This window comes from Hydrogenophaga sp. GW456-12-10-14-TSB4 (assembly GCF_059424305.1).
In genome coordinates, this window is record NZ_JBWKZH010000098.1 from 1 (window position 1) to 15,621 (window position 15,621).

Consider the following 15,621-nt stretch of genomic DNA (forward strand, 5'->3'; position numbering starts at 1 on the left):
TCCCACGCCCCCGCGAGACGCTGCCGGACGCCCTGCGCGCCCTCGCCCTGATCGCCGTGCTGGTGGTCAATGCCGTCGGCTATGCGGCTGCGCCCTGGGGGCCGGCCCTGGGCTTTCGCACCCCGCCCGACAGCGCCTGGGCCTCAATGACACAGGGCTTCGTGGCCGCCGCGCTGCAAGGCAAGGGCTACACCACGCTGGCCTTCGTCTTCGGCATGGCGCTCTGGCTCGCCGCCCGCAACCGCCCTCGGCCCGACGCCCTGCAGCGCGGCAAGCTGCGCCAGCGCCGCCTGCTGGCGCTGGGCGTGTTCCACGGCGCGTTCCTCTATTTCGGCGACATCCTCACGCTCTATGCGCTGGTGGGCCGGCAGTTGCTGAGCCGCCTGCACATGCCCTGGGGTGCGTTGCGCCGCCACCTCTGGCGGGCGCTGGCCTGGGCGGTGCTGGCCAAGCTGGTGCTGCTGGCCTTCACCCTGATGGCGGCCGAGAGCCCGGCCAGACCGGACACGCCCTCGCTCTCGAGCGCCCAGGGCGCCTGGGCCTTCCTCCGGCTCAACGCCGGTTTCTATGCGGCGATCCAGATCGTGGCCCTGATCGTCGGCGGGCCCGTGATGTACCTGTGCATGGTGGCCGGTGTGGCTGCGGCACGCCTGCGCCTGCTGACCCACCGCCGCTGGCGGCCGCTGTGGCGGCGCGGGCTGTGGCTGGCGGGCCCGCCCTTGCTCGCGCTGAGCATCGCCTCTGGCTGGGCCTGGGCGGTCCATGACCCCGCCACGGACATCGACCTCTGGACCGAGGCGCTGGGCGACCTGATCTCGCTGCCCATGGCGGCCTGCTACCTCGCGGCCCTGGTCCTGGCGTCCGACGGTGGCCGGGCGCGCTGGTGCGCGTGGCTCGCCCCGCTCGGGCAGCGCACCCTCACGCTCTATGTGGGTCACAGCGCCCTGTGCCTCGTGCTGCTGTCGGGCGCGGGGTGGGCACTGGCACCCACGACGCTGCAGACCGTCCTGGGCTGCCTCGGCCTGTGGCTGCTGGCCCTGGTAGCAGCCCTCCTCAGCGGCCGCCGGCGGTGGCCGCTGGAAGCGTGGATGGGCCGTCGCTGACAGGCGAAAAAAAGCCCGGCGCTGCCGGGCTTTTTCTTCAGATACCCGAAGGCGTCACAGGCCGATCACGCCGCCGTCGGTGCGGGTGATGACGATGGTCGCCGAGCGCGGGCGACCCAGCGGGCCGTAAGCGGCGCTGGGCGAGTTGCCCGGCCACTGGCTCTGGAAAGCGAACGGGCCGGCACCCAGCGCGGGCGTGTTCTCGCCCGGGTGCTGGATGTTCACGAAGATCGCGCGGCCGTCGGCCGACTCGGTGATGCCCGTGACTTCCGCGCCCTTGGGCGAAACCATGAAGCGGCGCAGCTTGGCCTCCCCCAGCGCGGCGCCGATGAAGGTGTTCTGCGTGCCCGAGACGCCGCCCAGGCTGTTGTTCACCGTGATCTCGCCGCCGTCGCCCACCGCGCCCGGAATGGCGGCCAGCAGCATGCAGTTGCTCTGGTCGGTATAAGCACCGTCGTCGGTCTGGATCCAGCAGATGCCGGTGGCCTTGCTGAACCACAGCCCGTCAGGCGACGAGAAGTCGTTCTTCGCGGTCAGGCCCGAGAGGTTGATGTCCGCGCCGGCGTCGGATTCCGCACCGAACAGGAAGATGTCCCAGCGGAAGGTGGTGGCCGTGGACACGCCGGCGGTTTCCTTGAAGCGCACGATGTGGCCATTGGGGTTGCCGGTCTGCGCACGGCCGTCGTTGTCGGCGTACGAGCGCGGGTTCGGGCCGTTGGTGCCGGCCACCGGGCGGCTGGCCGCGTTGCTGTTGGTCATGGTGAAGTAGATCTCGCCATTGGCCGGGTTCACCGCGCCCCACTCCGGGCGATCCATCTTGGTCGCGCCCACGGCATCGGCGGCGTGGCGTGCGTTGATCAGCACGTCGGCCTGGTTGGCGAAGACGTAGGTGGCATAGCCGCTGATGAGCGGGTTGGCGATGTTGAGCTCGATCCACTCACCGCTGCCGGTGTCGCTGAACTTCGCGACGTACAGCTTGCCTTCGTTGAGGTAGCGGTCACCGGCGGTCAGGCCAGCGCCCACGTCGGACGCGCGCCACACGGCAGCGGAGACGAACTTGTAGATGTACTCGTTGCGCGAATCGCAGCCCATGTAGAAGGCCAGCGGCTGGCCGACCACCGGGAGGCCGCAGACCGCGGCCTCGTGCGCGAAACGGCCCAGGGCCACGCGCTTGGTGGAGGTGCCGCTGGTCAGCGGGTCGATCTCGACGATGTAGCCGAAGGTGTTGGGTTCGTTGCGGAAGTCCTGCGCGGCGGTGGCGCCGGGCGCCGACACGTCCCAGCGGCCGAAACGGTTGTCGGTGGCGGCCGTGGCGGTGTTGGACCAGCCTTGCGAACCGGCGGTGGCGCCTGCGTTGGGCGCGCGCATCACGCCGTAGCGCTGGCGCGAGGTCTTGGTCTTGGCGTCCACGTCCACCGAGCCGCCGGGCATGAAGAAGTAGGCCGCCCAGTTTTCTTCACAGGCCAGGTAGGTGCCCCAGGGCGTCTTGCCGTGGCCGCAGTTGTTGAGCGTGCCGCGCGAGGTGGCGCCGCTGGTGTCGTAGGCCGTCACCATGAAGCTGCGGATATCGGCGAGGTGCGCGGTCGGGCCGTCGATGCGCATCAGCGACTGGCCGGTGACGCGGCGGTTGTAAAGCGAATCCAGCTTGTATTCCCACTGGCCCGCGCCGTTCTTGCCCAGTTCCACCACCGACACGCCGTGGTGGTTGATTTCCTTGAGCACTTCGAGCTCGGGGCGCACGCCCAGGTCCCAGCTGTCGAACTGGCTGAACTTCTTGCCAGCCACGCCGCCGGAGGTCTGGCCATTGGGGTGGAAGAAGTGCGCATCGGCCGAGCTCTCGTGGTTCATCACGAGCAGCGCGCGCGCCGTCTCGGTGGCCGAGTAGTTGCCGCTGCCGTTGACGTAGAACAGGTCCATGCCGTCGTGGTGGTCGCCCACGCGCATGGTCCACTCGTCCGCCTCGGTGCCTAGGTTGCTGTACGCCGGGATGCTGGAAACCAGGCGGTCACCGGTGGCGTGCACCACCTTGTAGGTGTAGCCGGCGGGCAGGATCACGTCGTCGAGCAGGCTCTTGTCAATGGCCGCGAAGCCCAGGCCCTTCGCGCCCGGCGTGACGGGGCCGGGCACCGGTGCAGGCGCATCGCTGCCGCCACCGCAAGCGGCCAGGAACGGAATGGACGAGAGAGCGGCCAGACCCACACCACCGCGGATCAGGTTGCGGCGGGACAGCGTGGCGCGCTCGAGCACCTGCTGGAAATGTTCGTTCGGGGAATCGTTGAGGTTTTCTTCGGGATCGTGGTGAGACATGGTCGCTCCGGGGTTACAAAAAAAAGCATCCGCAGTGTCTGTGTCCCGCATGACCCTTCCGTGACGGTCACAATGACCCAGCAACGCGCTTCGGCATGCGCGTTGTCATCAAGCCTTCACATCGCGGGCAAGGTGTGGCCGCGCGCAGCGACGGCCGGCGCCGCTGGCGTGCCCAGGGTCTGAAGGAACAGCGCCTCCACCTGCAGCGCGATCTGCTGCCAGTCGAGCTGCGCCACCTGAGCGCAAGCCAGCGTGCGGGCCTGCACGAGGCCGTCAGGCTCGCGCGCCAGGCGGGCGGCCAGGGCCGGGTAGGCCTCGTCGTCGCCCGGCGGCACCAGCCAGCCGTTGCCCTCGTGGCGCACCCAGTCGGCAGCCGCCGCGGTGTCGAAGGCCAGCACCGGCAAGCCGCTGGCCAGAGCCTCGATGGTCACGTTGCCGAAGGTCTCGGTGAGGCTGGGGAACAGGAACAGGTCGGCCGAGGCGTAGTACGCGGCCAGCTCCTGGTGCCGCTGCATGCCGGCGAACACCGCCTGAGGGCAACGCTGGCGCAGGCTCTCGCGCAAGGGCCCGTCGCCCACGAAGACCAGCTTCACATCGGGATGGGCCGCGCGCATGGCCTCGAAGGCGCGCAGCGCCATGTCGAGGTTCTTCTCGGCGGCCAGGCGGCCCACCACCAGCAGCACCAGGCTGCCCGCCGTGGCGCCCCACGCTGCGCGCAAGGCGTCGCTGCGGCGGTCGGGCCGGAACAGCTGCGTGTCCACGCCGCGCGCCACCACCTGCACGTGGTTGAAGCCGCCCGCCATGAGCTCGGCGCGCAGCGCCTGGGTCGGCACCATGGTGAGCCGCGTGAGGTTGTGGAACTTGCGCAGGTAAGCCACGATGGGTTTGCGCAGCCAGCCCACGCCGTAGTGCTGGCTGTAGGCATGGAAGTTGGTGCGGAAGTCCGAAGTGACCGGCAGGCGCAGGCGGCGCGCGGCCTGCAGCGCCGACCAGCCCAGCGGCCCTTCGGTGGCGATGTGCACCAGGTCGGGCCGCTTGAGCGTCCAGGCCTGGATCAGCGCGCGCTTGCCCGGCAGGCCGAGCTTGAGCTCGGGGTAGCGCGGGATCGGCATGCCGCGCATCAGCACCTCCTCGAAACCGGTGTGGCGCAGCGCCTCGTCCGCCCGCGTCTGGCGCGGCCGGATCAGCTGCACCTGGTGGTTGCGCGCGCACAGGCCCTGCACCAGCTTGGAGAGCGTGAGCGACACCCCGTTGATCTCGGGCGGCCAGGTCTCGGTCACCACCGACAGCCGCATCGACGGGCTGCCGGCCGGGTATTCCTCCACCAGGATCTGATCTGAGTGCACTTCGGTCATGCGGCGATCTTCCCGAGGCAATGCAACAGTCTGATGACAGCGCGCGGCTGTCACCGGGTTTTCACACGCCCGACCCAACATGACAGGCGTTTGACGCCACCCCTAGCAACCCACTGGAGCCACCGTGAACGATTTTTTCAAGACCCTTGAAGTCCAGCGCTGGGACGACCACCGCTACTACCACCACAGCCGCATCAACCAGACGTTGCACTTCATCAGCGCCATGAGCTTCGTGGTGGCCTATGCCCTGCTGTGGACCGACCCCGTGCTCTCCGCCCTGATCGCCTGGCTGATCGCCATGACGAGCCGCCAGGCCGGTCACTTCTTCTTCGAGCCCAAGGGCTACGACCACGTGAACCAGGCCACGCACGAACACAAGGAAGAGATCAAGGTCGGCTACAACCTGCGCCGCAAGGTGGTGCTGATGGCTCTGTGGGCCGGCACGCCGCTGCTGGTGTGGGCCGCGCCCGGCGTGTTCGGCCTGTTCGAGCCGCACACCGACGGTGTGTCGTTCATCCGCCAGGTGGGCGCGCTGTGGCTCGCGCTCGGCGTGGGCGGCCTGCTGTTCCGCACCATTCACCTGTTCTTCATCGCCGACGTGAAGACCGGGCTGGTCTGGATGACCAAGATCCTGACCGACCCGTTCCACGACATCAAGCTGTACCACAAGGCCCCGCTGTACCTGATGCGCGGCCAGCTGATCGACCCCGGCATCGCTCAGCGCAGCTGAGCCCTCAGCGCACCAGGTGCTGCCACATCTCGCGCAGCACCTGGCGCCGGATCGCCTTGTGCGTCAGTTCCGGCGAGCGCCACCACCAACCCTGGGTCTGCATGTCCCGCGCGGCGGCCACGAAGCGCCGCAGCACCTCCTCGAAGTCGCCGTCGTGCAGGTTCAAACCGAAGATCAGCCGCCCCGTGCCCACCCAGCTCAAGGCCAGCCCGTGCCAGCGCAGGAAGTACTGGAGCATCCAGTGGTAGCGGCCAGACTCGGTGTAGGTGAGCGTCCAGATGCTCTGCAGGTTCGCCGCGCGCACCGGGAAACCTTCGGCGGCCATGGTGTCGTTGAAGCGCTTCGCGCGCGCATCCCACTTCGCATCCTGGTCCTCGTACAGGGCCTGGATCTCCGGCGCCTGCAGGCGGCGCAGGAAGGCGTTCATGCCGCCCATCACATAGGGGTGCGCGTTGAAGGTGCCGCGCGCGAAGCACACGTCGGCCGGGCGCTCGGGCCGGAAGCGCTTCATCAGATCGGCCCGGCCGCAGACCACGCCCACGGGGTAACCCCCGGCCAGCGTCTTGCCGTAGGTGACGAGGTCGGCGCGCACACCGAAGTATTCCTGCGCGCCACCGGGCGCGAGGCGAAAGCCCAGGAACACCTCGTCGAAGATCAGCACGATGCCGCGCTCGGTGCAGACCTCGCGCAGTTGTTTCAGCCAAGCGGTGTAGGCCGCGCGGTCGTAGCCCGCGCTGCGGCTGCCGTCCACCAGGGTGGAGTCGCCGGGCGCGTTGCGGTTCGGGTGCAGGGCCTGCAGCGGGTTGACCAGCACGCAGGCGATGTCGCGCCGCGTGCGCAGCACCTGCAGGCTCTTCTCGTCAATGTCCTTCAGGGTGTAGGTCTCACGCGGCGGCATCGGGTTGCCGGGGCCGGGCTGCACGTCCTCCCACCAGCCGTGGTACGCGCCGCAGAAGCGCACCAGGTTCTTGCGCCGCGTGTGGTAGCGGGCCAGCCGCACGGCCTGCATCACCGCCTCGGTGCCCGACATGTGGAACGACACCTGGTCCTGGCCCGAGATCGCTCGCAGGCGTGCGATGTTGTCCGCCACGCAGGGGTGGTAGGCCCCCAGCACCGGGCCCAGCGACTCGCCGATGCGCGCACCCTCGGCCATGCAGGCCTTGTAGAAGTCCACGCCGAACACGTTCACGCCGTAGGAACCGGTGAGGTCGATGAAGCGGTTGCCGTCCAGGTCGGTCACGTGGCTGCCTTCGGCAGACTGCACGAAAGCGCCCACCTTGAGCCGCTCCCTCACGATCGGGCTGAACTGGAAGGGCACGCGGTAGCTGCCGGTGAATTGCAGGTCGGCCAGGCCTTCGCGCGCCTCGGCGCTCAAAGCCAGGCTCTTCTCGTAGCGCTGGGCGAAGCCCGCAGCGAGCGTGTCGAACGAGGCGCGGCGCAGCTTCGCGACGTCGCCCGGCGCGCCATCGCAATCAAAGAAATGCGCCTCGTCGTAGGCATAACCAGGCAGCCAGGTCGCCAGGCGCTTGGCCATGCGCGAATGGCCCGCCAGCGAGCGGTGTTTGGCCCGCGAAAGCTGCAGGCGCTGCCGCAGGTACGGCAGGGCCAGCACCAGCGAACCCAGGGGCAAGGCGTAAGGAAGGTAGGACATGCGGCAAGCGCTCCCAAGCGGTTGATGTGTGTCGTTTGTAGGTCGACCACATGACGCACGTATGAATCTTTCAAGACAGCTGCAGCGCCTCGCGCTCAACGAAGACATCAACTTCCTGCTCACCAACCGCGTGCCGCGCGCGGCGCTCACGCGCTTCATGGGCTGGTTCAGCCGCATCCGCCACCCCTGGGTGCGCGACGCTTCCATGGCGGTGTGGCGCACCTTCACCGACATCGACCTGAGCGAGGCGAAGAAGAGCACCTTCGACAGCCTGCACGACTGCTTCGTGCGCGAACTCAAACCCGGCCTGCGGCCGGTCGACCCGCGCCCCGAGGTGCTGGCCAGCCCCAGCGACGCCATCGTCGGCGCCTGCGGGCGCATCGGCGACGACCCGGGCGCCCAGGTGTTCCAGGCCAAGGGCTTCCCGTACCCGCTCACCGACCTGCTGGGCCCCGATCCGCGCGCGCGCGCCATGATCGACACGCTGCGCGGCGGCAGCTATGTCACCTTGCGACTCACCTCCAGCATGTACCACCGCTTCCACGCACCGGCCGCGCTGGCGCTGGAGCACGTGACCTACCACAGCGGCGACACCTGGAACGTGAACCCCATCGCGCTCCAACGCATCGAGCGGCTGTTCTGCAAGAACGAGCGCGCCGCACTGCACGCGCGCCTGGCCGACGGCACGCCCTTGCTGCTGGTGCCAGTCGCCGCCATTCTGGTCGCCAGCATGCGGCTGCGCGCGGTGGACGTGGCGCTCAACGCGCAATACCGGGGGCCGCACGAGCTGCCCTGCAACGCGGGCTACGGCAAGGGCGACGAGATGGGCTGGTTCGAGCACGGCTCGACCATCCTGGTGTTCACGCCGCCGGGCTTCGTCCTGTGCGAGGGTGTGGACACGGGCCACCGCATCCGCATGGGCGAAGCCCTGCTGCGGCGCGTGGCAACCACCGGCTGATCAGGCCGGGGGCAGGATCTCCAGCACGGTCTCGGCCGGGCGGCACACGCGCGTGCCAAGCGGCGTGACCACGATGGGCCGGTTCAGCAGGATGGGGTGCTGCACCATGAAGTCGAGCAGTTGCTCGTCGCTCCACTTCGTGTCGGCCAGACCGAGCTCCTCGTAAGGCGCGGCCTTGGTGCGCACGATGGGGCGCACCGAGCCGCCCGTGGCCGCCGCGAGCTGCTTCAAGGCTTCGCGGCTGGGCGGCGTCTTGAGGTACTCGATGACCTGCGGCTCATGGCCGCGCTCGCGGATCAGGGCGAGCGTGTTGCGCGAAGTCCCGCAAGCGGGGTTGTGGTAGATCGTGATGGCAGTGGTGTTCATGGTTGTCACGGAATTTTCACACGGCTTGCACATGATGCGCCGGTACCCCACTCATCCTACGACCATGCCCCACGCTCACTTCAACGACGAAGACTCCAACACCAGCAGCAACCCCGCTTTCGACAGCGTGCTGAAAGCCCGCCTGAGCCGCCGCAGCCTGCTGCGCGGCGGCGTGGGCACAGCGGGCACGGCCGCCCTGGGCGGCGCGGCGGCCCTGAGTGGCTGCGCCACCGCAGGCCCTGCCTCGCCGGTCAATGCCCTGGGCTTCACCCCGGTAGCCAAGACCATGGCCGACCAGGTGACCGTGCCCCCGGGCTACACCGCACGCGTCATCTACGCGCTGGGCGACCCGCTCACCGCCGCCACGCCCGCGTTCAAAAACGACGGCACCGACGCCGAGTTCGGCCAGCGCGCCGGTGACCACCACGACGGCATCGAGTGGTTCGGCCTCGACGCGGCCGGCCAGCCCTCGGACAGCTTCGCTTCGCGCGGCCTGCTGGCCATGAACCACGAAGCCACCACCGATGAGAAGCTCAGCTCCTTCTTCATCCACGCCAACGGCGGCACGTCCACCCTGCCCCGCCCGGCGGCCGAGATCGACAAGGAACTCATGATCCACGGCCTGTCCGTGGTCGAGGTGCAGACCGACGGCAAGGCCTGGGCCACGAAGCAGGCCTCGACGTTCAACCGCCGCGTCACCACCATGACGGCCGTGGCCATCCACGGCCCGGCGCGCGGCAGCGAACACCTGGTGACCCGCTTCAGCGCCGACGGCACGCAGGCGCGCGGCACGCTCAACAACTGCGGCACCGGCCGCACGCCCTGGGGCACCTACATCTCGGGCGAAGAGAACTGGTTCGGCTACTTCTTCCGCGACGCCAAGGACGACGACGCGCGCAAGAAGGACAAGCAGGTGCAGGCCCTCAACCGCTACGGCCGCAAGGCTGGCGCGGCCAGCCGCCACGGCTGGGAAAGCGGCGGCGCCAGCGACACCTACACGCGCTGGAACAACGGCGCCGTGGGCGCCAGCGCCAAGGACGACTTCCGCAACGAGATGAACACCTTCGGCTACATCGTCGAACTCGACCCCTACAACCCGACGAGCGTGCTGCGCAAGCGCACCGCGCTGGGCCGCCTGGGTCACGAGAACGCGACCTTCGCGCGCGTGAGCGCCGGCCAGCCGGTGGTGGCCTACATGGGCGACGACTCGCGCGGCGAGTACATCTACAAGTTCGTCTCGGCCGCCAAGTGGGACCCGGCCGACGCCAAGCCGGCCAACCGCCTGGCCGCGGGCGACAAGTACCTCGACAAGGGCACGCTGTTCGTGGCCCGCTTCAAGGACGACGGCAGCGGCGAATGGCTGGAACTGTCCATGGACAACCCGGTGATCGCCGGCAGCTCCTACTTCGAGTTCAAGAACGAAGCCGACGTGGCCATCTTCACCCGCCTGGCGGCCGACGCCGTGGGCGCGACCAAGATGGACCGCCCCGAGTGGGCCGGCGTGAACCCCAAGAACGGCGAGGTCTACATCACCCTCACCAACAACAGCAACCGCACCCCGGCCACGGCCGATGCCGCGAACCCGCGCGCCTACACCGACCTGAAAGCCGGCAAGGAACAGAAGGGCAACGTGAACGGCCACATCGTGCGCCTGGCCGAGAAGGCCCCGGCGGACGCGGCCTTCCAGTGGGACATCTACCTCTTCGCCGCCGAGGCGGATGCCGACAAGTCGACCATCAACCTCTCCAACCTGAGCGACGAGAACGACCTCTCTTCGCCCGACGGCCTGGTGTTCAGCAAGGCCACCGGCGTGTGCTGGATCCAGACCGACGACGGCGCCTACACCGACAAGACCAACTGCATGCTGCTCGCCGCCCTGCCCGGCCAGCGGGGCGACGGCACGCGCAAGACGCTGACCCATGGCGACCGGCAAGTGACCACGCACGTGGGCAAGGCACAGACCCCGGCCACGCTCAAACGTTTCCTGGTCGGTCCGAAAGGCGCGGAGATCACCGGCATCACCGAAACGCCCGACGGCCGCGCGATCTTCGTGAACATCCAGCACGCGGGCGAGAACACCAAGATGGCCGACGTGAACGACCCCACGAAGTTTGAGAGCCAGTGGCCTTCGAGCGCGGGCTACGGCGCGGGCAAGCGCCCTCGCTCCGCCACCATCGTCATCACGAAGAACGACGGCGGCGTGGTCGGCACCTGAACGGAGACGTTCAGATCGGCGTGAGCTTGGCCACGCTCAAGGCCAGCCACTTCGTGCCGTGGCGCGTGAAGTTCACCTGGGCGCGTGCGTCGTCGCCCGCGCCCTCCACCGCCAGCACCTTGCCCTCGCCGAACTTGTTATGGAACACGGCCAGGCCAGCGCGGATCTCGGTGCCGCGGTCGGGTTCGGGCGCGGTCTGACCCAGGCCCTTGGGGTCGCCGCGCTCCTTGAAGCCCGGTGACCACGAGGGCTGCAGCGCGGCAGGCGCGCCGCCGAAGCCGCGCCGCCCGTTCTGCCACTGCCCACCACCGCCGCCCATGGGCGCGGACCACGCCGGCTGCGGCGGCGTGAGCCACTTGAGGCATTCCTCGGGCAGCTCGTCGAAGAAGCGGCTTTTCATGTTGTAGCGCGTCTGGCCGTGCAGCATGCGCGTCTGCGAATGGCTGAGGTACAGGCGCTTGCGCGCGCGCGTGATCGCCACGTACATCAGGCGGCGCTCTTCCTCCAGGCCGTCGCGGTCGCTCATGGAGTTCTCGTGCGGGAACAGGCCCTCTTCCATGCCAGTGATGAACACGCAGTCGAACTCCAGGCCCTTGGCCGCGTGCACCGTCATGAGCTGCACCGCGTCCTGCCCGGCCTGGGCCTGGTTGTCGCCGGACTCCAGCGCGGCGTGCGTGAGGAAGGCCGCCAGGGGGCTGAGCGTCTCGCCGGTCTCGGCATCCGGCGCCAGGGGTTCGTCCACCACCGGCAGGTTCGGGTCCAGCCCCTGGCTCACCGGGCTTTGCGTGAGGGGCTTGCCCAGCTCGTCCACCGGCAGGGCCACGGCATCGCGGCCGAAGCCTTCGATGCTCACGAAGCTCTCGGCCGCGTTCACCAGTTCCTCCAGGTTTTCCACCCGGTCCTGCCCTTCGCGCTCGCCCCGGTAGTGCTCGATCAGGCCGCTGTGGGCCAGCACCAGCTCGATGATCTCGCGCAGCGTGCGGCCTTCGGTCTGCTCGCGCATCACATCGATCTTGGCCGCGAAGTTGCCCACGGCGACACCGGCGCGGCCCGTGACGGCGCTCACCGCATCGTGCAGCGAACAGCCCGAGGTGCGGGCCACGTCCTGCAGCTGTTCGATGCTGCGCGCGCCGATGCCGCGCGGCGGGAAGTTCACCACGCGCAGGAAGCTGGTGTCGTCGTGCGCGTTCTCCAGCAGCCGCAGGTAGGCCAGCGCATGCTTGATTTCCGCGCGCTCGAAGAAGCGCAGGCCGCCGTACACGCGGTACGGCAACGCGGCGTTGAACAGGGCGGTCTCCACCACCCGGCTCTGGGCGTTGCTGCGGTAGAGCACGGCCATCTCGCTGCGCGGGATGCCCTCGCGCGCGAGCTGCTTCATCTCGTCCACCATCCACTGCGCCTCGGCGAAGTCGCTGGTGGCCTCGAACACGCGCACCGGCTCGCCCGCGCCCGCGTCGGTGCGCAGGTTCTTGCCCAGGCGGTGGGTGTTGTGGCTGATCAGCTGGTTGGCGGAATCCAGGATGTTGCTCACGCTGCGGTAGTTCTGCTCCAGCTTGATCTGGTGGCGCACACCGAACTCGCGCACGAAGTCAGCCATGTTGCCCACGCGCGCGCCCCGGAAAGCGTAGATGCTCTGGTCGTCGTCGCCCACGGCAAAGACCGCGTTGCCCGAGGGCGTGAGGCCTTCGAGCGGCGGCGCGCTGAACATCTTGATCCAGGCGTACTGCAGGCGGTTGGTGTCCTGGAACTCGTCGATCAGGATGTGGCGGAAGCGCCGCTGGTAGTGCTCGCGCACCGGGTCGTTGTCGCGCAGCACCTCGTAGCTGCGCAGCATGAGCTCGCCGAAGTCCACCACGCCTTCGCGCTGGCACTGTTCCTCGTAGAGCGCGTACAGCTCCAGCTTCTTGCGGGTTTCCTCGTCGCGCGCGGGCACGTCGTGCGGGCGCTGGCCGTCTTCCTTGCAGCCGCTGATGAAGTACTGGATCTGCTTGGGCGGGTAGCGCTCGTCGTCCACATTGAACTGCTTGCACAGCCGCTTGATGGCCGAGAGCTGGTCCTGCGTGTCCAGGATCTGGAAGGTGGCTGGCAGGTTGGCCAGCTTGTGGTGGGCGCGCAGGAAGCGGTTGCACAGGCCGTGGAAGGTGCCGATCCACATGCCGCGCACGTTGATGGGCAGCATGGCCGAGAGGCGCGTCATCATTTCCTTGGCGGCCTTGTTGGTGAAGGTCACGGCCAGGATGCCCCCGGGCGAGACCTGGCCGCTCTGCAGCAGCCAGGCGATGCGGGTGGTGAGCACCCGCGTCTTGCCCGAGCCCGCCCCGGCCAGGATGAGCGCGTGCTCGGCCGGCAGCAGCACGGCGGCCGACTGCTCGGCATTGAGGCCCGCGAGCAGCGGGGAGGCGGAGGGGGCAACGGGGTCTTCAAACAGCATGGGTCGATTGTAGGAAGCGGCCCGCCCTCCGGCGGCCCATATCGGCATTCATATACACCTCATAACAAAAGGGCTTCACCGGCGAGGCGACCCCGGTTGTGCGGGGCGTCTACAATCGGGCACCGGGCCCAAGCTTCTTGCGCCCGGTTTTTTTTGGCCCTTTGCCAGAGAAACCGGCCAGACCAAGCGCTCACCTGTTCAACAACAGCTTTCTGGAGCTTGGTTTCAAATGGAAATCTTCGACTACGACAACGTCCTGCTTTTGCCGCGCAAGTGCCGCGTGGAGAGCCGTTCGGAATGCGACGCCGGCGTGGAGCTGGGTGGGCGCAAGTTCCGCCTGCCGGTGGTGCCGGCCAACATGAAGACGGTGGTGGACGTGCCGATCTGCACCTGGTTGGCGAAGAACGGCTATTTCTACGTGATGCACCGTTTCGACCTGGACAACGTGCAGTTCGTGCGCGACATGCGCGCCGAGGGCGTGTTCGCCTCGATTTCGCTGGGTGTAAAGGCGCCCGACTACGCGACGGTGGACCGGCTGGTGGCCGAGGGCCTGGTGCCGGAGTACATCACGATCGACATCGCGCACGGCCATGCCGACAGCGTGAAGAACATGATCCGTTATCTGAAGGAGAAGCTGCCAGCGTCCTTCGTGATCGCGGGCAACGTGGCTACGCCGGAGGCGGTGATCGATCTGGAGAACTGGGGTGCGGACGCGACCAAGGTGGGCGTGGGCCCGGGCAAGGTGTGCATCACCAAGCTGAAGACGGGTTTCGGCACGGGCGGCTGGCAGTTGTCGGCGCTGAAGTGGTGCGCGCGCGTGGCAACCAAGCCCATCATTGCCGACGGCGGCATCCGCAGCCATGGCGACATCGCCAAGAGCATCCGTTTCGGCGCCTCGATGGTGATGATCGGCTCGCTGTTCGCGGGCCATGAGGAATCGCCGGGCCTGACGGTGGAAGAGGACGGGGTGCGCTACAAGGAGTACTACGGCTCGGCCAGCGATTTCAACAAGGGCGAGTACAAGCACGTGGAAGGCAAGCGCATCCTGGAGCCAATCAAAGGCTCGCTGGCGGACACGCTGGTGGAGATGGAGCAGGACGTGCAAAGCTCGATCAGCTATGCCGGTGGCACCAAGCTGATGGATGTCCGCAAGGTCAACTATGTGATCCTGGGTGGGGACAACGCGGGTGAGCACCTCTTGATGTGATCTCTTTCGGGGCGTTTCTCGCTACGACCTCGCGGGCTCAGGAGTGCTGGGCGCTCTGCTCCGCGGGTGTCCCCCGGCGGCTGGTGCCGCCTCCTCCTTTACCCCGCTGCGCAGAACGCCCAGCACTCCTGAGCTGAAGCAGCACTGGTGCGCCCACGGACCGAGTACCACGAGGTCCTCGGCGAGCGGGGTGGCCGGCGCAGCGAAGTAAAGGGGGAGAACCGGCGAAGCCGGTTCGGAGGACATGAGCGGAGCCGGCCACCCCGTTCTCCGAGGACCGCTGCAGCCGGAGAAAAATCAAACAGAAAGAAGCGACCGCACCGCCTGATGCAACCGCTGCCGAGGGTCGGCCAGTGCATCCACGATGCTGAAGTGATTGAGACCGGGAAGCTCCTCACAAACAGGCACCACCCGCTCACCCCACGCGGACTGGATCAACCGGTTGTGGCGCAGGAACTCGCCGCTCTCCAGCGCCCCCACCATGGCCGTCAATTCACCCCGCCCCTCGCGCACCAACGGCGCAGGCAGGCGCGCCGGACTGGCCTTGGCCACCTGCTCCGCCGACAAGCGCAAAGACGCCTGCACCGACGGCGTGTGCATCACCGGCTCCAGGTCGTACAGACCCGACATGCCCAGCGCGTTCTTCACCAAGGCCAGCGGCAAATCGTCCCCCACCAGCGACCAGTCGCACGCCAGCATCATCGCCGCCAGATGGCCGCCCGCCGAATGCCCCACCACCGTGATCCGGTGCGGGTCCCCGCCATGCGCCCCGATGTGGCGGTACACCCAGGCCAGCGCACGGACCATCTGCAGGGTGATCTCGGGAATCGTCACCGCCGGGCACAGCGCGTAGTTCGGCACCACCACACAGGCCCCGCGCTGCACGAACGGTGGTGCGATGAAAGAGTGATCCGCCTTGTCCAGGCTGCGCCACCAGCCCCCGTGAATGAACACCAGCACCGGCGCCGGCGGCTTGCCCGCCTGGCGCGGTGCGGGGAAGATGTCCAGCGTCTCGCCCGCCGCGTGGCCGTAGCTCACGTCGATCAAGGCGCGCCCCCCTTGCCGTGCCGCCGCCGAGTCGCGCGCCCAGCGCTCGAAATGCACCGGGTGTTCGGGCACCCGGGCCCGGTTGTTGTACTCGCGCTCGAGCCAGTCGGCGTCGTAGGAGGCTGTGGTCTTCATCGCGCGCATTGTGTCATGGGGTTTTGCGGCATGCTGTGACCCATTGCCATGCCGGGCACGTATCCTGCCCACATCCCCCAACACAGACTTCACCGTGAACACCGACGCCCCCACCC

The 15,621-nt window shown here is 68.2% G+C and carries 10 protein-coding genes and 1 pseudogene; 5 read left to right on the forward strand and 6 right to left on the reverse strand.

Features of this window, described 5'->3' with window-relative positions:
- A partial coding sequence (locus tag AC07ZS_RS27970; protein WP_494801706.1) for a DUF418 domain-containing protein occupies positions 1 to 1,103 on the forward strand: 1,103 nt, incomplete at its 5' end.
- Between the two features lie 54 nt (positions 1,104 to 1,157).
- On the opposite strand, the gene AC07ZS_RS27975 is transcribed toward AC07ZS_RS27970, so the two are convergent.
- Positions 1,158 to 3,410 (reverse strand): PhoX family protein, encoded by a 2,253-nt coding sequence (locus AC07ZS_RS27975; protein ID WP_494801707.1) that lies wholly within the window; start codon positions 3,408 to 3,410, stop codon positions 1,158 to 1,160.
- A 116-nt stretch (positions 3,411 to 3,526) separates the two neighbouring features.
- Positions 3,527 to 4,765: a glycosyltransferase family 4 protein gene (locus tag AC07ZS_RS27980; protein ID WP_494801708.1), complete on the reverse strand. Its 1,239-nt coding sequence runs from the start codon at positions 4,763 to 4,765 to the stop codon at positions 3,527 to 3,529.
- 124 nt (positions 4,766 to 4,889) lie between these two features.
- Between AC07ZS_RS27980 and AC07ZS_RS27985 the strand changes: the two genes are divergently transcribed.
- Entirely contained in the window at positions 4,890 to 5,495 is a 606-nt protein-coding gene (locus AC07ZS_RS27985; RefSeq protein WP_494801709.1) for a DUF962 domain-containing protein, read from the forward strand.
- A gap of 4 nt (positions 5,496 to 5,499) precedes the next feature.
- Here AC07ZS_RS27985 and AC07ZS_RS27990 read toward each other — a convergent pair whose 3' ends face one another.
- On the reverse strand, positions 5,500 to 7,146 hold the full coding sequence (locus AC07ZS_RS27990; protein WP_494801710.1) for an aminotransferase class III-fold pyridoxal phosphate-dependent enzyme: 1,647 nt from the start codon (positions 7,144 to 7,146) through the stop codon (positions 5,500 to 5,502).
- A 61-nt stretch (positions 7,147 to 7,207) separates the two neighbouring features.
- Here AC07ZS_RS27990 and asd point away from each other — a divergent pair, with 61 nt between their 5' ends.
- Positions 7,208 to 8,104: an archaetidylserine decarboxylase gene (asd, locus tag AC07ZS_RS27995; RefSeq protein ID WP_494801711.1), complete on the forward strand. Its 897-nt coding sequence runs from the start codon at positions 7,208 to 7,210 to the stop codon at positions 8,102 to 8,104.
- A gap of 9 nt (positions 8,105 to 8,113) precedes the next feature.
- Here asd and arsC read toward each other — a convergent pair.
- Positions 8,114 to 8,470 (reverse strand): annotated as a pseudogene (gene arsC / locus AC07ZS_RS28000) (arsenate reductase (glutaredoxin)); the annotation flags it as partial.
- 64 nt (positions 8,471 to 8,534) lie between these two features.
- On the opposite strand from arsC, the gene AC07ZS_RS28005 reads away from it, so the two are divergent.
- Entirely contained in the window at positions 8,535 to 10,685 is a 2,151-nt protein-coding gene (locus AC07ZS_RS28005; protein WP_494801712.1) for a PhoX family protein, read from the forward strand.
- A gap of 10 nt (positions 10,686 to 10,695) precedes the next feature.
- Here AC07ZS_RS28005 and AC07ZS_RS28010 read toward each other — a convergent pair whose 3' ends face one another.
- Positions 10,696 to 13,116 (reverse strand): UvrD-helicase domain-containing protein, encoded by a 2,421-nt coding sequence (locus tag AC07ZS_RS28010; RefSeq protein WP_494801713.1) that lies wholly within the window; start codon positions 13,114 to 13,116, stop codon positions 10,696 to 10,698.
- Between the two features lie 229 nt (positions 13,117 to 13,345).
- Between AC07ZS_RS28010 and AC07ZS_RS28015 the strand changes: the two genes are divergently transcribed.
- Positions 13,346 to 14,323 carry a GMP reductase gene (locus tag AC07ZS_RS28015; protein WP_382159653.1) on the forward strand — a complete coding sequence of 326 codons (978 nt, stop codon included), beginning with the start codon at positions 13,346 to 13,348 and terminating at the stop codon, positions 14,321 to 14,323.
- A 297-nt stretch (positions 14,324 to 14,620) separates the two neighbouring features.
- Here AC07ZS_RS28015 and AC07ZS_RS28020 read toward each other — a convergent pair whose 3' ends face one another.
- Positions 14,621 to 15,505, reverse strand: coding sequence for an alpha/beta hydrolase (locus AC07ZS_RS28020; protein ID WP_494801714.1), 885 nt, complete (start codon positions 15,503 to 15,505; stop codon positions 14,621 to 14,623).
- Positions 15,506 to 15,621: the final 116 nt, after the last annotated feature.